Source organism: Shewanella carassii (assembly GCF_019670705.1).
In the GTDB taxonomy this organism is placed as follows: Bacteria; Pseudomonadota; Gammaproteobacteria; order Enterobacterales; family Shewanellaceae; genus Shewanella; species Shewanella carassii.
The window spans coordinates 154,232-173,203 of the sequence record NZ_AP024618.1; the positions used below are offsets into that span (position 1 = coordinate 154,232).

22 protein-coding genes are annotated in these 18,972 nt (G+C 53.7%); 18 read left to right on the forward strand and 4 right to left on the reverse strand.

All coding sequences use genetic code 11. The annotated features are described in order from the left end of the window. Positions 1-17: 17 nt before the first annotated feature. From flgG to K5621_RS00755, 17 genes are all read left to right on the forward strand, one after another. Positions 18-803 carry a flagellar basal-body rod protein FlgG gene (flgG, locus tag K5621_RS00675; RefSeq protein WP_100144395.1) on the forward strand — a complete coding sequence of 262 codons (786 nt, stop codon included), beginning with the start codon at positions 18-20 and terminating at the stop codon, positions 801-803. Between the two features lie 5 nt (positions 804-808). Further along, positions 809-1,471 (forward strand): flagellar basal body L-ring protein FlgH, encoded by a 663-nt coding sequence (gene flgH / locus K5621_RS00680; protein WP_100144550.1) that lies wholly within the window; start codon positions 809-811, stop codon positions 1,469-1,471. A gap of 11 nt (positions 1,472-1,482) precedes the next feature. After that, complete coding sequence (locus K5621_RS00685; RefSeq protein ID WP_100144393.1) at positions 1,483-2,604, forward strand: flagellar basal body P-ring protein FlgI; 1,122 nt, start codon at positions 1,483-1,485, stop codon at positions 2,602-2,604. Further along, positions 2,604-3,002 carry a rod-binding protein gene (locus K5621_RS00690; RefSeq protein ID WP_100144391.1) on the forward strand — a complete coding sequence of 133 codons (399 nt, stop codon included), beginning with the start codon at positions 2,604-2,606 and terminating at the stop codon, positions 3,000-3,002. Before K5621_RS00685 ends, K5621_RS00690 begins: the two co-directional genes overlap by 1 nt. Further along, positions 2,999-4,369 carry a flagellar hook-associated protein FlgK gene (gene flgK, locus K5621_RS00695; protein ID WP_221050191.1) on the forward strand — a complete coding sequence of 457 codons (1,371 nt, stop codon included), beginning with the start codon at positions 2,999-3,001 and terminating at the stop codon, positions 4,367-4,369. The genes K5621_RS00690 and flgK overlap by 4 nt, the downstream gene beginning before the upstream one ends. 10 nt (positions 4,370-4,379) lie before the next feature. Then, positions 4,380-5,297, forward strand: coding sequence for a flagellar hook-associated protein FlgL (gene flgL / locus K5621_RS00700; RefSeq protein WP_100144387.1), 918 nt, complete (start codon positions 4,380-4,382; stop codon positions 5,295-5,297). A gap of 49 nt (positions 5,298-5,346) precedes the next feature. After that, positions 5,347-6,327: a hypothetical protein gene (locus tag K5621_RS00705; RefSeq protein ID WP_221050192.1), complete on the forward strand. Its 981-nt coding sequence runs from the start codon at positions 5,347-5,349 to the stop codon at positions 6,325-6,327. A 96-nt stretch (positions 6,328-6,423) separates the two neighbouring features. Then, positions 6,424-7,206 (forward strand): flagellin N-terminal helical domain-containing protein, encoded by a 783-nt coding sequence (locus tag K5621_RS00710; RefSeq protein WP_221050193.1) that lies wholly within the window; start codon positions 6,424-6,426, stop codon positions 7,204-7,206. A 253-nt stretch (positions 7,207-7,459) separates the two neighbouring features. Then, the gene (gene fliD, locus K5621_RS00715; RefSeq protein WP_221050194.1) at positions 7,460-8,797 is read left to right on the forward strand and encodes a flagellar filament capping protein FliD; all 1,338 of its coding nucleotides are present in this window, start codon (positions 7,460-7,462) and stop codon (positions 8,795-8,797) included. 11 nt (positions 8,798-8,808) lie between these two features. Next, positions 8,809-9,189, forward strand: a complete 381-nt coding sequence (gene fliS, locus K5621_RS00720; RefSeq protein ID WP_221050195.1) for a flagellar export chaperone FliS — start codon at positions 8,809-8,811, stop codon at positions 9,187-9,189. Continuing rightward, the gene (locus K5621_RS00725; RefSeq protein WP_100144377.1) at positions 9,182-9,523 is read left to right on the forward strand and encodes a hypothetical protein; all 342 of its coding nucleotides are present in this window, start codon (positions 9,182-9,184) and stop codon (positions 9,521-9,523) included. The genes fliS and K5621_RS00725 overlap by 8 nt, the downstream gene beginning before the upstream one ends. Beyond that, positions 9,520-10,737, forward strand: coding sequence for a flagellar hook-length control protein FliK (locus tag K5621_RS00730; protein ID WP_245003122.1), 1,218 nt, complete (start codon positions 9,520-9,522; stop codon positions 10,735-10,737). Before K5621_RS00725 ends, K5621_RS00730 begins: the two co-directional genes overlap by 4 nt. Positions 10,738-10,764: 27 nt before the next feature. Continuing rightward, the gene (locus K5621_RS00735; protein ID WP_100144375.1) at positions 10,765-11,211 is read left to right on the forward strand and encodes a flagellar basal body-associated FliL family protein; all 447 of its coding nucleotides are present in this window, start codon (positions 10,765-10,767) and stop codon (positions 11,209-11,211) included. A 22-nt stretch (positions 11,212-11,233) separates the two neighbouring features. Beyond that, positions 11,234-11,944, forward strand: a complete 711-nt coding sequence (locus tag K5621_RS00740) for an RNA polymerase sigma factor FliA (RefSeq protein ID WP_100144546.1) — start codon at positions 11,234-11,236, stop codon at positions 11,942-11,944. Positions 11,945-11,959: 15 nt separating this feature from the next. Further along, complete coding sequence (gene motA, locus K5621_RS00745) at positions 11,960-12,817, forward strand: flagellar motor stator protein MotA (RefSeq protein ID WP_100144373.1); 858 nt, start codon at positions 11,960-11,962, stop codon at positions 12,815-12,817. Continuing rightward, on the forward strand, positions 12,817-13,785 hold the full coding sequence (locus K5621_RS00750; RefSeq protein WP_100144371.1) for a flagellar motor protein MotB: 969 nt from the start codon (positions 12,817-12,819) through the stop codon (positions 13,783-13,785). Before motA ends, K5621_RS00750 begins: the two co-directional genes overlap by 1 nt. Continuing rightward, positions 13,785-14,207, forward strand: a complete 423-nt coding sequence (locus K5621_RS00755; protein ID WP_221050196.1) for a PilZ domain-containing protein — start codon at positions 13,785-13,787, stop codon at positions 14,205-14,207. Before K5621_RS00750 ends, K5621_RS00755 begins: the two co-directional genes overlap by 1 nt. A gap of 9 nt (positions 14,208-14,216) precedes the next feature. Here K5621_RS00755 and K5621_RS00760 read toward each other — a convergent pair whose 3' ends face one another. The 4 genes from K5621_RS00760 to hslR all read right to left on the reverse strand — a co-directional run bounded on the left by K5621_RS00760 (position 14,217) and on the right by hslR (position 17,773). After that, the gene (locus K5621_RS00760; protein ID WP_100144367.1) at positions 14,217-14,648 is read right to left on the reverse strand and encodes an acyl-CoA thioesterase; all 432 of its coding nucleotides are present in this window, start codon (positions 14,646-14,648) and stop codon (positions 14,217-14,219) included. Positions 14,649-14,783: 135 nt separating this feature from the next. Then, positions 14,784-16,325 carry a phosphoenolpyruvate carboxykinase gene (locus tag K5621_RS00765; RefSeq protein ID WP_221050197.1) on the reverse strand — a complete coding sequence of 514 codons (1,542 nt, stop codon included), beginning with the start codon at positions 16,323-16,325 and terminating at the stop codon, positions 14,784-14,786. A 166-nt stretch (positions 16,326-16,491) separates the two neighbouring features. Further along, positions 16,492-17,355, reverse strand: a complete 864-nt coding sequence (hslO, locus tag K5621_RS00770) for an Hsp33 family molecular chaperone HslO (protein WP_100144363.1) — start codon at positions 17,353-17,355, stop codon at positions 16,492-16,494. A 19-nt stretch (positions 17,356-17,374) separates the two neighbouring features. Then, positions 17,375-17,773 (reverse strand): ribosome-associated heat shock protein Hsp15, encoded by a 399-nt coding sequence (hslR, locus tag K5621_RS00775; protein WP_100144361.1) that lies wholly within the window; start codon positions 17,771-17,773, stop codon positions 17,375-17,377. Positions 17,774-18,032: 259 nt separating this feature from the next. Between hslR and gspC the strand changes: the two genes are divergently transcribed. Next, positions 18,033-18,947, forward strand: a complete 915-nt coding sequence (gene gspC / locus K5621_RS00780) for a type II secretion system protein GspC (protein WP_221050198.1) — start codon at positions 18,033-18,035, stop codon at positions 18,945-18,947. Positions 18,948-18,972: the final 25 nt, after the last annotated feature.

The following is an 18,972-nucleotide window of genomic DNA, read 5'->3' on the forward strand; positions in this document are numbered from 1 at the left end:
ATTGAGGAGAGTTTTAGATGCAATCGGCATTATGGGTGAGTAAAACCGGCTTAACGGCTCAAGATGTGAAGATGACGACCATCGCCAACAACCTGGCCAACGTCAATACCACAGGTTTCAAACGCGATAGAGTTGGCTTCAACGATCTCTTCTATCAGGTACAACGCCAACCCGGCGGCCAAGTAGACGAGCTCAATGAGCTGCCTTCCGGGCTGCAGTTGGGCACCGGGGCACGAGTAGCCAGCACCCAAAAGGTGTTCACCACGGGTGATATTCTGACGACCAATCAGCAGCTGGACATCGCTATCGAGGGCCAGGGTTTCTTCCAGATTGAGGAAGCCAATGGCGAAGTGGCTTACAGCCGCGATGGTCAGTTTTATCGCAACAGTGATGGCATGATGGTGACCTCCCAGGGCTTGCCCTTGGTACCCAATATTCAGATCCCCGAAACGGCCACCGGGATCACCATAGCCGAAAACGGTGTGGTGAGCGCCAAGGTTGCCGGTCAGGCCGAGGCCGCTGAGCTGGGACAGATCACGCTAGCACACTTTGCCAACCCGGCCGGGCTCGAATCTCGTGGTAACAACTTGTACCACGAAACCGCATCATCCGGCGTGCCGATCGAAGGGGTTCCCGGCGAGGAAGCTTTGGGTAGTCTGCGTCAGGGGGCTCTGGAAGGGGCCAACGTCAACGTGGTCGAAGAGATGGTAGAGATGATCTCGACTCAGAGAGCCTACGAGATGAATGCCAAGGTGGTCTCTGCCACTGACGACATGCTGAAATTCCTGAACCAATCGGTATGAAGATAATGAGACTCTTGTTGGCACTGCTGATGCTGTCGCTCAGTGGTTGTATCTCCCACTTCCCCGACGCAGAACAACAGCCGGGCAATAAGGATTGGGCGCCGCCCGAGGTGGACTATTCGCTGCCCGATGCCAAAGACGGCAGCCTGTATCGCCCCGGCTTTATGTTGACCCTGTTTAAGGATAAGCGGGCCTTTCGCGAGGGAGACATTCTCACTGTATCCCTGGATGAGAAGACCTATTCCAGCAAGAAGGCCAATACCCAGACCAATAAGTCTCAGGATTTGAACTTTGGTTTTCAGGGGGCGGTGGAAGACAGCAGCTTAAGTGCCAATGGTGAGGGCAAGTTCGGCCGCGGCTTCAATGGCAGTGGCGCTACGACTCAGCAAAACCAGCTTTCCGGTGCCATCACAGTGACAGTGGCCAAGGTGATGCCTAACGGCGTGCTGTTGATCCGTGGTGAGAAATGGCTTCGTCTCAGTCAGGGTGATGAGTATCTACGTCTTATCGGGCTTATCCGCTCGGATGACATAGATAACCAAAACACTATCTCATCACAGCGGATTGCCGATGCCCGCATTATCTATGGTGGCCAGGGGGCCATTGCCGACAGCAACGCCATGGGTTGGGCGGCACGCTACTTCAATAGCCCTTGGTTCCCGATGTAACAGGAATGATGATGACAAGACTGCTTTTAGCTCTGCTGTTGTTGGGGCTTTCCATGCCGGGCCAGGTCTTGGCCGAAAAGAGCCGCCATCTGCTGGATATGGTCGATGTGCAGGGGATCCGTGAAAACCAGCTGGTAGGCTACGGCCTAGTGGTCGGTCTCGACGGTACCGGTGACAAGAACCAGGTGAAGTTTACCGGCCAGTCGGTGGTGAACATGCTGAAACAGTTTGGGGTGCAGATCGATGGCAACATGGATCCCAAGCTGAAAAACGTTGCCGCCGTGGCCGTGGTGGCCAATGTGGCAGCGCTGGCCAGTCCGGGACAGACTCTGGATGTTACCGTCTCTTCCATCGGCGACGCCAAGAGCCTCAGGGGCGGCACCTTGCTGATGACGCCACTGCGGGCGGTCGATGGTGAAATCTACGCCGTTGCCCAAGGGAATCTGGTGGTGGGCGGCGTGTCGGCTCAGGGCCGAAACGGTACTTCAATGACCATCAACGTGCCCACAGTGGGCACCATTCCTGAGGGCGCGCTGCTGGAAGCGGCCATCCCCAGCTCTTTTGCCAGCAACCCACAGGTCGTTCTCAACCTGAAACAGGCCGGTTTCCGCAGTGCCCGAAATATCGAAAAGGCGATCAACGCCGTGTTCGGTCCGGATGTTGCCAAGGCCGAGAGCCATGCCAAGGTGACGGTGAGAGCGCCACAATCGGAGCGTGAACGAGTGATGTTCATGTCCATGCTGGAAGACATCATGGTCGAGCCGGGACGTATTCCGCCCAAGGTGGTGTTTAACGCTCGTACCGGTACTGTGGTGATGGGCGGTGATGTGGTGGTGCGCAAGGCCGCCGTCAGTCACGGCAACCTGACAGTGACCATTACAGAGAAACAACAGGTCAGCCAACCCAATCCGGGGATCTTCGGCGATGCCGCTGGCAAAACCGTGGTAACCAATGATTCGGATGTGGATATTCAGGAAGAAGACGGCCGTATGTTTGTTTGGCCCGAAGGCAGTTCTTTGAACGATATTGTACGTGCCGTCAACAGCATGGGCGCTTCGCCTATGGATCTGATGGCCATTTTGCAGGCGCTGGAAGAGGCCGGTGCCCTGGAAGCTGATCTGGTGGTGATCTGATGAAAGTAACTCAAAACCAGGGGCTGCTGGGGCGGCTCGACTCCGGTGACTTGATTAAGGCTCATGGTGAAAAGGGCGCCCTGCAACAGGTCAGCCAGCAGTTTGAAGCCATGTTTCTGCAGACAGTGTTGAAACAGATGCGCACTGCCAGTGATGCCATTGCCGATGAAGAGAATCTACTGTCATCCAGCAACGATGGTTTGTATCGGGATTGGTACGATTCTGAGCTGGCTTTGCATCTGTCACAGATGCAGTCGACCGGGCTGGCCGATGTTATGAGCCGTCAATTGGGAGCAAAACTTCAGTTTAGTGCCGAACCGGTCGCTTCTTCTGAAAAGACAACCACGGCAATGCAACCTGCGCTGTTGGTTCCGCCTGTCCATAAGGAGATTGAATGAATCTGCTCAACAACGCCATGTCCGGCTTGAATGCCAGCATGGCGGCCTTACAAACCATGTCCAATAACACCAGTAATGCCATGGTGCCGGGGTATTCCCGCCAACAGGTGTTGCTCAGTTCGGTCGGTGGCGGTGCCTATGGCTCCGGTCATGGGGTCAGCATTGACGGCGTGCGGCGGATTTCAGATCAGTACCAGGTGATGCAGTTGTGGCGTACCGGCAGCGATGTGGGCTTTGCCGGTGTTAAAGAAAGCTACGCCGGTCAACTGGAACAGTTGATGGCGGCCGACAGTAATAATCTTTCCACCGGTTTTGATCACCTGTTTGCCGCCATGAACGCGGCAATGGAGCAACCCAATGATCCCGCGCTCCGGCAGGCGGTGCTCAATGAGGCCAACGGCGTGGCGCAGCGCTTTCACTCCATAGCCTCTGGGCTGGACAGCCAGGAGCAGCAAATCGTCGGCCAGACTCAAGCCAGCGTCAAAGAGATCAATACACTGTTGGAGAAGATAGCTCGCTTGAATGAAGATATCGCCGCCGATGGTGCCTCCAAGATCCCTTCGGCATCGCTGTTAGATAACCGGGATGCCGCCATAAGTGAATTATCTTCACTCATAGACATTCGAGTAGTGATGGATGACAAGGGCCTGGCCAATATCTCCCTCTCTCAAGGGCAACCGCTGCTGAGCGGTATAGTTCCGGCGACACTGAAGAGTGTTACCGACCCAGCAAACCCAAAGCAGCTCAAGTTAGAACTGCATTTTGGTCAATCACAATTCAAATTGCAGGAAACCGGTGGCCAGTTGGGAGCACTGCTGAACTACCGAGATACCAGCTTGAAGCAGAGCCGGACTTTCCTCGATGAACTGGCGACTCAGATTGCAACTCAGATGAATGATATTCAGGACAAGGGCACAGATCTGTCCGGCAAAAAGGCGACCCAGACTTTCTGGAAATGGGATGCATCCAATCCCGCCGGTAGCCTGATCTTGAACCCGAATCTGAGCGCGGGTGATTTGGCTTTTGGCAAGGATGGCACCCCAGGGGATAACAGTAACCTCAAGGCCTTTGTCGCCTTGGCGAATGAGGAGTTGGCTTTTGCCTCCTTGGGCAATAAGGCCACCCTGGGCAATGCTTACGCCAGCAAGGTGGGGGAACTGGGCAGTATTTCCCGCCAGGCGCAGCAAGAGAACAAGACCGCCTTGGCGCTGCAGAAAGAAGCCCAGAGCCAATGGGCCAGTACCAGTGGGGTTAACCTGGACGAGGAAGGGGTTAACCTGATCGTCTATCAACAGTCTTACCAGGCCAATGCCCGGGTGATAGCCACCGCCGATCGGCTGTTTCAATCCCTGCTTGACAGTATTTAAGGAGTCGTAGATGCGGGTAGCTATGTTTAATATGTACAGTGGCAATTTGCACTCCATGCAACAGACACTGAGCCAGTTGGGAGTGTTGGATCAACAGTTATCCAGCAGCAAGGCGTTACTGCGTCCATCCGATGATCCTATCGGCAAGGTGAAGGTGCTCAACTGTGAGCGGGATCTGGCTAAGACCAATCAGTACATAGATAACATCGACAGCCTGTCGACCAGCCTGGAACGGGCAGAGACCTATCTCGACAGTCTGGTGCAGGCGCAAAATCGGATGCGGGAGATTGTTATCTCGGCCAACAATGGTCAACATTCGGCCGCCGACCAAGAGGGCTATGCCGATGAACTGTCGGCACTGATGGACACCTGTGTCGACATTCTCAATGCCCGTGATGCCGCCGGTAATTATCTGTTCTCCGGCAATCACACTCGTACTCCGACTGTGGAGTTGGACGCCAGCGGTCAGTATCAGTTTAAGGGGGATGCCGAGCATCGTCAGGTGCAGATATCGGCCGATTCCTGGGTCGATGCCAACGTGACGGCGAAGGAGTTTTGGTTCAGCAACGGTAGCGAGGATCTGCTCAATCAAACTGCCGAGTATATTAAAGTGCTGCGGGATCCGAACAAGGCGCCTGGTGATGCCGACTTCGAAACCGTGGCCGGAGCCATGATGCAGTCTCTGGATGATACTCTCTCCAGCCTAGGTGCGGCGATCACCGACATAGGTGGCAAGCAGAATCGCTTGAGTCTGGGTAAGAGTAGTCATCAGGAGATGGCGCTGTTTACCAAGGAAGTCATAGGTGAAACCGAGGCGTTGGACTATCCGGCGGCCACTTCAGAGTTTCAGATGAAGTTGACGGCGTTGCGGGTGTCGCAGCAGAGTTTTGTCAAAATCAGTCAACTGACACTGTTTAATCATCTTTAATTCGGGTTTGGAAGATGCCTCACTTGTATCACGACTGTCATAGGTTGCCATGATCCATTCGGTTACTGATGCCCTGAAACTGGCCGGACAGATAAGGCCCATAGGTCAGAGTGCACCACTGCTGGATATGGCGGTGGTGAGTACGACGGAGAACGCCTGGCGTGAGCTATTGCCGTTCCGGCAAGTGGCGTTTGAACGTTGGGAGCGGGCCACTCGGCTGCAACATAACATCAGTGCCATGCAGCTGGTGGATAATGGCTTTGAAGAGGTGCAGCGGATCCTCGAGAGAATGCGCCCCTTGTTGCTGATGAAACCCTCTGCCGAGCAGTTTGAACGACTGCAGCTGCTGCAAAAGCAGTTGCAGCAGCTGCAACCCAGTTATCTGCAGTATCCCTTGTGGGATCCCATGTTCAATATCATCTATCCCAGGCGTCGGGCGCTACGGCGCCGTTTTCGGCTGCGGGCGGTTTCCCTGCTTGAACCTAAACACAGGGACGAGAGCCTGCAGCTCCTGTTACCAAGCGCCGATGGCCCACAGAGTGTATTGTTGCACCTACCGGCCAATATGGAGCCGAACAGCCTGGCACAACTGCTCGGTGAACAGCTGGCGCCCTTAGGTATCAGCCTGGCGCTGGAAAATAACGAAGCGGTCTTGGAGTGTGATGATCAGTTGTGGCAACTGTTGCAGGGAAGTCTTAGCCTCAGTGGTCAGGGGATGCGTCTGCCGGCCGGCGAGATGCACAATATCCGACTGGAGGAGTTGCTCGACTGGCGTGATCCCAGGGAGTGGCGTTTCGACAGTAATGAGACCTTGCGACAGACCCGAGCCAAGTTGGAACGGACGCAGCGGCGGATAGAACATTGGCGCCAGGATTGGCAGGCACAGCAGCAACAACTCTTAAGTAATTTGTCCCAGCAGTTGCAGGCAGTGTCTTTGCCCCAGGTGAATGCTTGCTTTGGCTCGCAACTGGAGGCCTTGTTGGCGCAGGCCAATATCGGCCGCGGTCATGCTCAAGACCTGCTCAGGTAATTTTTTTTTAATTTTTTTCAGTGTGGCTTTCAGTTTGGTTTTTTAGGGTCGCTTTGTTGTTAGTGACACAAATACACTCTTTGGGAGAATCCAACCATGTTGTCTGTACATACTAACTACGCCTCTCTGGTGGCTCAGAACTCTGTAAACAAAAATAACAGCCTGCTGTCTACCGCCATGGAACGTCTGTCTACCGGTCTGCGCATCAACGGCGCCGATGATGACGCCGCTGGCCTGCAGATTGCCAACCGCCTGAACGCCAACGTTGTTGGTATGAGCACTGCCAGCCGTAACATCTCTGACGGCGTATCTATGCTGCAAACTGCCGATGGTGCCCTGAGCGAACTGAGCTCTATCTCCAACCGCATGAAAGAGCTGGCTACCCAGCATGCCAACGGTGTGAACTCTGCCGATGATAAAGCCGCTCTGAAAGCTGAATTTGATGCACTGAAGGGTGAAGCGACCCGTATCAAGACCAACACTGAATATGCCGGTGAAGCTCTGTTCGACAAACTGAAGAATGGTGTCACTCTGCAGATTGGTGCCAGCAAGGCCGAAACTATGGAAGTCAAGCTGGATGCTCAACCAGATGAATCTGCCCTGGATATTACCGACTTGGATACCATCAATACCTTCATCGGTCAGATCGGTACCAACCGTTCTGCTCTGGGTGCCAACATCAACCGTCTGGGCCACACCGCCGCTAACCTGGCCAACGTGACCGAAAACACCAAGGCTGCTTCTGGTCGTATCATGGATGCCGACTTCGCCAACGAATCTGCGGCCATGACCAAGAACCAACTGCTGGTTCAAGCCGGTACCAACGTACTGTCTCGTGCCAACCAGAACACTGGTCTGGTTATGGGTCTGCTGGGCTAAGCGAACCTTTTTGTTTCAGGCGCCGTCCGCAAAGATGGCGCTTTTTTTTAAATGTTATTCGGGAATGGCTCGCAATAGCGGAAGTGACTTTTCCCATTTCCGAGTCTCTGGGGAAGAGACTGTACCAAGTAATAGCCTCTTACCTTACCAACTATCAATATTTACAATGGGTTAGACATGCCTTCTGGATGGCATGCCTCTTGCTATCCCAAATGTTCCAAAGACACGAGCCAGTGTCTAGAAGGAGTTGAAAATGATTTCCGGAATGAGTGGTGCCCAATTCGCGCAGCAGTTGATTAGCGCTGAACGAGCCGGCAAAGACAATCTGTATCAAAGCAGTAAGGCGGGCTATCAAAAACAGCTCGATGCCTACAGTCTGCTGGATAAAGGCTTGGATCGTTTAAACACCAAACTGACAACCTTGGGGACCGATGCCTTTAAGGGCAGTGTTGCCGAGGTGACAGATGAAAATATCCATGTCAGCAGTTCAGTCAGTGCACCGCAGGGAAACTTTCAACTGTCGGTAGAGCAATTGGCTCAGGCGCACCAGTTGGTTAAGCCTTTTGCATCGGAAGACGCCAGTTTACCGGCCTCGGGTGTCATTCAGATCAGCATGGGTGGCAAGACCATGACGGTGGACTTGGCTACCACCAGCGCTGGCGGCGCGACCTCGGTCAGTGAGCTTAGGGATTTGATCAACCAGCATCCCAACAATCCCGGGGTGCAAGCGAGTTTGGTGCGTACCGGTGGCCAGGTGCAGTTGATGCTGACCTCCAAGGAAACCGGTAAATCCAACAGTATCAGTATCACTTTGGATGGCGGTGATTGGGGCATGACTGAGACTCAGGCCGCACAGGATGCCAAGGCGACCCTCAACGGTATGAGTATTACCTCGGCCAGCAATATGCTGAAACAAGTGGTAGACGGGGTGGACATTGAACTGCGTAAGGTTCACAAAGCCGGTGACAGCAGCAATATCAGCATTAAGGCCGACCAGGAAGCCGGTAAAGAAGCCATCAAAGCTTATGTTGACACAGTCAACGAACTGTTGCGTCAAATCGGTGGTTTAACCCGTGGTCTGGGAGCCGAGGCTTTTGGGGATTCTGACTCTACCGACGAGGATGACAAGAAGGCCAACAAGATAGATGAGAGCCAACTGGGGATCCTCAAGGGCGACACCAGCCTAAGAACGCTGCAGCAACAGCTACGTGAATTGAGCTTTCAGAAAGCCCCTAATGGCCTGACTTTGGCCGATGCCGGCATAGAGCTGACCCGAAATGGTGAATTAAAGCTGGATGAGAAGAAGCTGGAAACAGCCCTGAAGACCCAACCTCAGGGGATCAGCGATCTCTTCGGTGCCAAGGGCGGCATGGTCGACAAGGTGCAGGAGATCACCAAGCCTTTCACCCGTTTCGATGGCTATATGGATATGAAGAAGAGCAATCTAAAGCGCCAGTTGGATCGGGTTGAAGACAATATGGAGCGTCATGATCGCATGATGCAACAACGTTATGACATCTATTTGAAGCAGTTCACCGCGATGGAAAGCACCATCAATGAGTTGAACAGCGCCAGTGGATTGTTTTACTGAGGAGTTATTCGATGTTTTATGAGCAGGATCCTTTTAGCGGTTACCGTCAGGCCAGTCTGGATGCCAGGGCGGCTGCGGCCAATCCCCATGAGATGGTACGGATGCTGCTTGACGGTCTACTGGATGAGTTGGCCCGCGCTTCGGGGCATATGGAGCGCAAGGCATTCGAGGCCAAGGGTCAGAGTATCAACAAGTGTTTGAATGTGATCCATGGACTCGATGTGTTGTTGGATATTGAAAATGGCGGTGAAGTCGCTGCAAATCTCAATCGACTCTATGACTATTGTAGCCGCCAGTTGGTGAGTGCCAGCGTGGAAAACAACCCTGAGGCATTGCAGCCCGTGGTGCAGGTTATTCAACAGATCCGGGAAGGTTGGGCCCAGCTTGAGTGAGTCGATAGTCAGTCGGTGGCAAGTCCTGGGACAGCGCCTGCAACAACTGGCCGCAGAAGAGAATTGGTCGGGAGTGCGCCGACTCAATCAGCAGATGATCCAATTACTGCGCCAGAGTGGTAAACCCAGCAGTCAGGCCGAACTGCTGGCGCGCCAATATCTGGAAAGCTGTCACGCTCAGGTAATTGCACAGTTGCAAACCCAAAAGACATTAGTCCAGCGGCAGATGCGGCAATTGTTGGAGCAACAAGAAGGCCTGTCTGCGTATCAACTGACCCAACTCAGCCAGCCTGAATTTCAGCCGGAAATAACCACTAAAGGAGACTCGTATTGAGTATTGCGCTTATCTCATCTCTGGTAGAGACGCCATCGCAAAAAGTATCGTTACCGTCTCATCCAGATAATAGTGGCGATAGTCATAGTTACCAGCAGGAAGAGGAGTCTGTTTCTCAGGCTCAAGCCCAGGCGGATAAACCCGCGGTCAAAAAAGATCCCGCTGGGAAAACCGATAGCCTTGCTCCGACCGACACTGCCGAGGCGGTTAAAGACGATGCCTCCACTGAGAGTGTGAATGTGGCGGCGTTGATGACTGAAGTGCCGGTTCATGAAACGGCGGTGACAGTCCAGCCTGTGGGGCAATTTATACCTTTGGCCCAACAAACCACGGCCACCGTTGCCGGAGCCGTCTCTGAGTCGGTAAGCGTTGCGGCTATGGGGGGCAGTCCGAGCAAGGCATTAGGGGCCGATGCCCTGAATCCCATGCTGGCCAAGGATGACGGTGTTGCTCGAACCAATATGGCGACCATGGCTAATCTGTCTTTGGCTCAAGGCCATCGACTGCCACAGCCACAAGGTTCGGCGCAGGTTCCGCTGGTACATCAACAAGCTGTGAGTTCAGTGCCCACAACCGTCAGCGCATTTAAAGGCGAACAATTTGTGCCCTTGAATGCGATGGAACACGGCCTGGTGCAAGCTCGCACCGCAACGACCCCGGCGTCTACATTGAGTGAATGGCGCATGGATCCATTGGCTAAGCCGGTGGCTGACATCGGCATGTTGCAAACCGAGGCGACTGTTCAGCTGCATGAGCGGCCCTCTGTCAGCCAGTGGGGCCCTTTGCCGCTGACTGCGCAGGCGTCCCATGTACAACATGCCAAAGAACTCCTGTTGCCTTTGCGTGATCAGCTGAGATTTCAAATCGATCAGCGGATTCAAACTGCAGAGCTGCAATTGACTCCCCCCGAACTTGGACGGATTGAGTTGAATATTCGCTTGGATGGGGATCGGCTGCATATTCAGATGCATGCCGTTAATAACCAGGTGCGGGATGCCTTGCTCAGTGGTTTGGAGCGTTTGCGAACTGAATTGGCGTTGGAGCACAAGGGAGATATTGCGCTGGATGTTGGTTCCGGCTCGGAACAGGGACCGTCAGAGCAACACGCTCGCAGAGGCAATGCCGGTGGCATTGCTGCTTCCGTTGGGGAGGAGTTGCCCGTTGATAATGAAGTCGAGCGCAAGAGTGATCGGCAACTGAATCTACTGGCCTGATGATAGAGATTGAGCAGAATAACTAAGATGAAACGAAATTTAATTATTGCAGCCTTGCTGATCCTGGCCACTGCTGGTGGCTTTTTTATTGGGCATAACCCTCCGGCATTTTTGGGCAATTTGCTGGCGCCGGAAAAAAAGTTGCCGCCACCACCTGCACCTGCCCGCTTCTATCCCTTGGATAAGATGGTGATCTCTATTCCTGGAGATGAGTATCCACATTACTTGTTGCTGGAGTTGGCGCTCAAATCCCGTAGCGACAAGGCGGCCGAGGAGATTAAGGCGGCCGATCCGCTGATCCGCAACACCATGATGAGAATGTTCAGCGCAAAAGAGTTCAAGACGCTGAATAAGCCCCAGAATCTCGAGGCGCTGCAGCTGGAAGCCAAGGAAGAGCTGGCCAAGGTTTTGAGCGAAGATCAGTTTTCCCTGGATATCGAAGAAGTGCTGTTCACCCGAATGGTAATTCAATAGCGGAGGCGACTTGGACAGTGAGATGACAGCCTATGATTTAGGTTATCAGGCGTACGACAATGAGCGGCAGTCAGAGCAGGCGTTGTTGCATCAATATCTGCCCTTGGTAAAGCGTACTGTTTGTGCCCTCAAGAGTCATTGTGGCCCGCTTATCGGCCAGGAGGACATGGAACAGATCGCCTTGATGGCATTGCTTGAGGCCGCCCGGCGTTACCCGGGTGAATACGATGCGGGGTTTATCTCCTTTGCCGGGCAGCGGATCCGCGGCGCGATTCTCGACGAGTTGCGACGTCTGGATTGGCGTCCTCGCTCGGTAAGACAGCAGGCACATTCGTTCAATGATGTTGTCAGGCAATTGACCCGGGAGTTGGGCCGTTACCCGAAAGACAGTGAAGTGACAGAAAGAATGGGTCTGACCCAGGAAGAGTACCGGGATTACCTGCATGCCACTCTGGCCGAATCCATGAACAGTCTGGATGAAATGCTGGGTGAGGGGCTTTCCCTGGGTGGCCAGGACAAAGAAATTGTCGATTTTGAACGAAATCAGCTGTTAATTGCAGCAATTAAACAATTGAGCAACAGAGAACAGGTTATTTTGTCGCTTTACTATCAACATGAACTCAATCTAAGAGAGATAGCCGCCACCTTGGGGCTGACAGAGACCCGGATCTGTCAATTACACAAGGCCGCCGTACGCCAGTTACAGGCGATTTATCGGCAGGCGCAACTCTGATTTGGAACCCTGTTAATGAGTAAATTAGTTGGATTATTGGTTATTTTAGGCTGTGTTTTTGGCGGTTTCGCCTGGGCCGGCGGTAATCTGTTGGCATTGTGGCAGCCGGCGGAGATTTTGATCATTTTAGGTGCCGGTGTGGGGTCTTTGTTGATCGCCAATCCCCGTGCGGTATTGCAGGAACTCTGGCAACAGGTACGTAAAGTCACTAGTCAGGATAATCCGGAGCCTGAGCTTTATCCCCAGCTATTCGGTTTGATGAATATGCTGATGGGGCAGATACAGTCTCAGGGGATGAAGGTGCTGGATGCTCACATTGAAAACCCCGATGAGAGTTCACTGTTTTTGATGTATCCGGTGGTATTGGAACATCCGCAATTATTGCAGTTTTTAGTGGATAACCTGCGGCTGCAATCGATAGGCAAGATTTCCCCTCATGATCTGGAAGCGATTCTGGAAGAGGAGATTCATCGCATCGAAGAAGACAGTTTGCGTCCTTCCCAGGCCCTGGGCCGCATGGCCGAGGCTATGCCGGGCTTCGGTATCTTGGCGGCGGTAATGGGGATCATCATTACCATGTCAAAAATCGATGGCCCTATCAGCTTGATTGGGGTCAAAGTGGCGGCCGCTCTGGTGGGAACCTTTATCGGTATCTTTGCCTGTTATTGTTTGTTTGAACCCTTGTCAAAGGCGCTGGAACACCAGGTGGAACGCCAAATCAGTCAGCTCAAGTGTATTGCCGCCATGCTGACTACTTTCGCCAAAGGCAAGCCGCCTATCCAGGCGATCGATGCCGGTAGGAAACAGATCCAGACCGAGAATCGCCCCAGCTTCGTGGAACTGGAAAAAATTCTGACGGAACAGAGAAGTTAATGGCTTCAAAATCTCAAGAGATCGTTATTCGCCGGGTTCGGGCGAACAAAAAACATGCTGCTCACGGCGGAGCCTGGAAGGTGGCTTTTGCCGACTTTACCCTGGCGATGATGGCGTTCTTCATGGTGTTGTGGATCATGCAGGTTGCCGATCAAAAAGAGCGCGAAACTGTGGTCAAGTATCTCAATGGCGAACTCTACCCATCCGGTGATATCAATCCGTTCGATCTGCGTAATATCCCTTCAATTATCGATCTCGAGGGTCAGCCCGCCATGCAGCAACCCGTGGTGCCGTCACCGGCCCATGGTGACGAGATGCGTGGGCCTGAGAGCCGTGCCCGTATTCCAGAGGGAAAATGGCAGGCTAGAGCCGGAATGGGTCCCAAGTTGAATGCGGTGATCCCCGGAGAGTATGCCACTCAGGCGCAACTGGAAGTGCTGGCGCGACAGATCCGCCAGGTTGTGGAAAAGGCCGGCATGGGCAAAAACGTACAGTTGGATGCCGTGCCTCAGGGGATCCGGATCCGTATTCACGATAACAGTGAGCAGTCTATGTTCAAGGTGGGGCAGGCGCAGATGCGCCCCTACTTTGAAGATCTGTTACTGGCCCTGGCGCCGTTACTGCAGCAGGTTAAAAATAAGCTGACGCTTTCAGGACATACAGACTCTCTACCGTATGTCGGTCGCAGCTATACCAACTGGGAATTGTCCAGTGAGAGAGCGCTGATTGCCAGACAGACCATAGAGTTTGGAGGGGTTCGCTCAGATCAGATCTTGCAAGTCAGTGGTATGGCCGATAAGGTCCCTTTTGTTGGCGAGGACCCCTATAATCCGGCAAACCGCCGGGTTGAAATTTTGATCCTTACCAAGGAAGCTTCGGCGCAGCTACAAAGTTTGGCTGGCGGTCAGGAGCTTTCCCAGGCCAGCGATGTGGCCAGCTTTAATCAGCCCAGAGACAGGTATCAGTGATGACAGACGAAGTCGATAGTGAAGAGCAGCGGCGGGAACATGTTCGCATTAGTTTGCGTTTGGGGAATGACGCTGACTTTTTACTCGACTGTGATGGCATGACGGTGCAGTTGGGGCACTGGCACTGGTGGCGTCCGGGCAAACTGGGACTGGGTAATATCAAGGATATCAGCCGTGGCGGTGTTGGCTTGATCACCGCCTGTCGGTTGCAGCCTGAGATGAAATTGAAGCTGATACTGACAGATGAGCTGATGTTACCTATCAGTATTACCCATGGGCGTCAGTTGCATGGACCTCTGTGGTTTTACGGGGGCCAATATCTGGAGCTCTCCAACGAGGAGTTGTTCCAGGCACTGCGTCTGGTTCAACTTCACCGACGAAAGCTGAGACAAAGCCGACGTCAGCCTGTCATCGAGCCCTGATTTTCTTGTTTAACTCTCTTGGCCGTGCTGTTGGAGGATCGTCAGTAATTCCTGCGGCAGCTTGGCCTTGGTGCCCTTCCTGAAGTCATACATCACGGCGACCGAACTGCCCGTGGTTGTGACGGCCCTTTGAGCCTGGCTATAGGCTTCGTAGTGCATGGTAAATCTGTCTTCGCCGATATCGCTTACTCGGACCCCAACCAGCAGGGTATCCGGATAGGTGACCGGGCGTTTGTATCTGGCCTGGTTTTCACTGATCACCGGCCCAATGCCTTGCTTGTACATTTCGTCCAAGGGAAAGTAGCGGTTGAAGAAGTCGATTCTGGCGGTCTCGAAATAACGGAAATAGACCACATTGTTGACGTGTTGCAGGGCATCCATTTCACCCCAGGCCACCGGAATTTGTGAGTGTTGTGGGTAACGCTGAGTAAAATCTTCCATATTTAAACGACCGTTTCATTTTGGGCTGCTCAGAATAGCAACAGCCGTCTCATGCCTCAAGGGCTCGTTATCCTTTCGGGCAATCTAAAACACAAACGGCTCCATGAGGAGCCGTTTGAGTGACATCTGCTGTTATCAGGCTTTGGGGCCGGCGGCCTTGATGGCATCAGACACCTGATACTTGGCGAAGTTGCTCTGGAAGGATTCGGCCAGCTGCTTGGCGTACTTGGCGTACTCCTCCTTGTTGGCCCAAGTGTTGACCGGATTCAGCAATGCGCTGTCGACGCCGGGAATGGCAACCGGGACATCCAGGTTCAACTGCTCGATATGTTCGGTTGGCACTTCTTTGAGTTCACCGCTGACGATGGCATCAACAATGGCGCGGGTGACAGGAATGTCGAAACGTTTGCCCACGCCGTAAGGGCCACCGGTCCAACCTGTATTCACCAGGTAAACTTGGCTGCCGAAGGCTTGGATACGCTTCATCAGTAGCTCGGCGTAAACCCCGGCAGGACGAGGGAAGAAGGGCGCACCGAAACAGGTGGAGAAGGTCGACTGAATCGCGGCGGTTGAGCCCACTTCGGTGGAACCCACCTTGGCGGTATAGCCCGAGAGGAAGTGATAGGCCGCCTGCTCCTTGCTGAGTTTGGCGACCGGAGGCAAGACACCGGAAACGTCACAGGTGAGGAACACCACGGCGTGCGGCTCGTTGCCACGGTTGTCTTCCTTGCGCTGAGCGATGTGCTCCAGCGGGTAAGCGGCGCGGGTGTTCTCGGTCAGGCTGGCATCCTTGTAGTCGGGCACGCGCTGCGCGTCCAGTACCACGTTTTCCAGCACAGTGCCGAAGCGAATCGCGTCCCAGATCACCGGCTCATTCTTTTGACTGAGATCGATACACTTGGCATAACAACCACCTTCAATATTAAAGACGCCGCCTTCGGCCCAGCCGTGCTCGTCATCACCAATAAGGAAGCGCTTGGGATCGGCAGACAGTGTGGTCTTGCCTGTGCCCGAGAGGCCGAAGAAGAGGGTGGTGTCGCCATCTTTGCCGACGTTGGCCGAGCAGTGCATCGGCAGCACGTCTTTGGCCGGCAACAGGAAGTTTTGTACCGAGAACATGGATTTTTTCATTTCACCGGCATAGCGCATACCGGCCAGCAGTACCTTACGCTCGGCGAAGTTGATGATCACTGTACCGTCCGAGTTAGTGCCATCGCGCTCGGGTGAGCAGACAAAGCCAGGGGCATTGATGATCTGCCACTCGGGTTTGTGACTCTGGTTATAGTGCTCTGGCACGATAAACAGGTTGCGGGCAAACAATTGGTGCCAGGCGTACTCGGTAGTGACCCGGATCGGCAGGTAGTGCTCGGCATCGGCGCCCACTTCCAGTTCAGAGACAAATACTTGTTTGTCGGCCAGATAGGCTTCGACTTGCTCCCACAGGGCGGCGAATTTTTGCGGTTCAAACGCTTGGTTGACCGCGCCCCACTCGATATTGGCCTCGGTACCTGGTTCCTTGACGATAAAACGGTCGGCGGGGGAACGGCCGGTGCGCTCGCCGGTCTGGGCCACCAGGGCGCCGTTGGCTGTCAGGGTGCCTTCGCCGCGCAGAATCGCTTGCTCGATCAGTTGGGCACTATTGAGGTTGAGGTGGATGCGGTTTGCTTCTGCCGCCATAAGTAAGGTCTCCATCTATTGTGAGGTCTGATATGGTCCCGGTCTGCTGCCGGGTTGGCGCGATTGTAACTTAAGCCTCGGCTAAAGTGTGAGCAAGATCTGGAAAATGGTTAAAAAAAGAGGGCGATCACTCGCCCTCTTGAAAAACGACAGATTTATCGCCCCATTATTGGGGAGTATCCGGTGTCTGGCTGTTGGCAAAGATGGCTTCGATATCGATGGCATCGAAGCGATATTGACGGTTGCAGTATTCACAACCCATCTCCACCTGGCCTTTTTCCTGAATGATGGAGTCTATCTCTTCCTTCGCCAGGGTGCGGATCGCCGCGGCACTGCGCTCACGGGAACAGGTACACTTGAAGCTGACGCTCACAGGATCGAACAGTCGCACCTGCTCTTGATGGTAGAGGCGGTGCAGGACTTCGGTGGCCGGTAGGTTGAACAACTCTTCGGCCTTAATCGTCGCGGTCAGCTGAGTCAGGTGTTCAAACTCAACGTTGTCACTCTGCTCGCTCGGCAATACCTGCAGCAGCATACCGGCGGCATGTTCGCCATCGGCAAATAACCAGATACCGGTAGGCAATTGCTCAGATTGGGCAAAGTAGCTCTCCAAGCATTCGGCAATGCTGGGCTTATCCAGCGCCACAACGCCCTGGTAACGCTCGCCTTCGGTCGGGGTCAGGGTGATCACCATATAACCTTGACCAAAGAGCTGTTCCAGTGATGTATCGTTGGCAATCTCGCCCTGCCAACGGGCAACGCCCCTCAATTCTTGACGGTTGTTACCGTTGATCACCGCCAGTGACACCGGGCCGCCCTGACCCTGGAGTTGCACACTGATATCACCTTCAAATTTCAGCGTGGCTGTCAGCAGCGAGGTGGCGGCCAGCAATTCACCCAGCAGGACCTTAAGGCGCTCCGGGTAATCTTGGGCATTGATTATCTGACGGTAGCTGTCGCTAAGCTGGGCCAGTTCACCCCTTACATCGGCGTTATCAAACAGATAGCGATGGAGAGTATCTTGGTTCATTGGGTTTCTCACAGTTAATTCAGATCTCGCGGAAGCGGATGATTTGCCGCCGCTGTTTCTTGTCCGGCTTGGTATCGGGCGCCGGATTATGCAGTATGTTGAGCCTTCTGGCTTCAGCATTACTTTCCCGCTTTTGTATACTCTGCGGCGTTTCTTCGTACAGGCTTTGGGCAATAGCCGCCCCCTGACGGACACCGGAAACTTTTTTTATGACGATCTCTTTTTCGTCATATCCCTGGCGTAACCTAATGTGCGCACCGACTTCTGCCAGTTTGCTGGATTTGGCCCTTTGACCGTTGTAATGTACTTTACCGCCGTTGATCATCTCTTTGGCCAGGGCGCGAGTCTTGTAAAAACGCGCCGCCCAGAGCCACTTATCGAGCCGGACCGCCTCGGTGTTGTCATTGCTATTGGCCATGGTTCCTCCTGCTTACCGTTGAAAAAGGGGATGAGTTCACAACTCGAGGATAAATCCCTTGTCCAAGCCGTTGGTACGGGGTTAAACAGTGGGGCTGTTTACACCTTTTCCAGGCGCGCAAAGGTAGCATAATCGTACAATTTTCGCCAATCTCCCCCCTGTTATGGTCTTGTTGCAAACAAACGGGTGGGTTAGCATGGCACAGGGTTCAGTCACTAACATAATCAGAACAGAGACCTGATTAGAGGGTCCGGAAAATATGGATTTATTGGATAAGATTATCGCCAAGACGGGCAACATACCGCAAAAACCCGCCAGCTCCGCCGTATTTTGGCTTCTGATGCTACTGGTTCTGTATTTGATGGCCCAGATCAGCTGGAAGTTGATCCCCTCAGAGAAGCCGGCGGTTAACTGGACCCCCACTCCGGTTTCTGGCACCCAATCCCAGCATGTCGATATCGGCAGTATCAATGGTTTGGCACTGTTCGGCAAGCGAGAGGCCGGTAGCGTCAAGCCCAAGTCTGAACCCAGTGTCGAAATGATCACCGATGCCCCCAAGACTTCACTGTCTATTTTGTTGACCGGGGTGGTGGCATCCAGTGCCGAGCAGAAAGGCCTGGCGGTCATCGAGTCTCAAGGCAGCCAGGAGACCTACAGTCTGGGCGACAAGATAAAGGGCACTTCGGCATCACTGAAAGAGGTGTATGCCGATCGCATCATTATTACTAACGCCGGTCGTTACGAGACCCTGATGCTCGACGGCCTGCAATATACTACTCAGTCACAAGCCAACGCCCGCTTGCAACAGGCCCGCAGCGAGGGTGATGTCACCAAACTCGATCGCCGAGATGCCGACATTGGCCGCGAGTTGGGCGCTTCCCGCGATGAGCTATTGGCCGACCCCAGTAAGATCACCGACTACCTGGCAATTTCACCGGTCCAAAAGGATGGTGAAGTACAAGGGTATCGGCTTAACCCGGGTAAGGATGTCGGATTATTCAAGGATGCCGGGTTTCAGCCCAATGACCTGGCAAAATCCATCAATGGTTATGATTTAACTGATATGAGCCAGGCGCTGGAATTGATGAGCCAGTTGCCGGAACTGACCGATGTCTCTGTGATGGTAGAGCGCGAGGGTCAGTTGGTTGAAATCATGTTCAGTTTGCCGCAATAAAGCAGGTTTAGGGGAAATCACAATA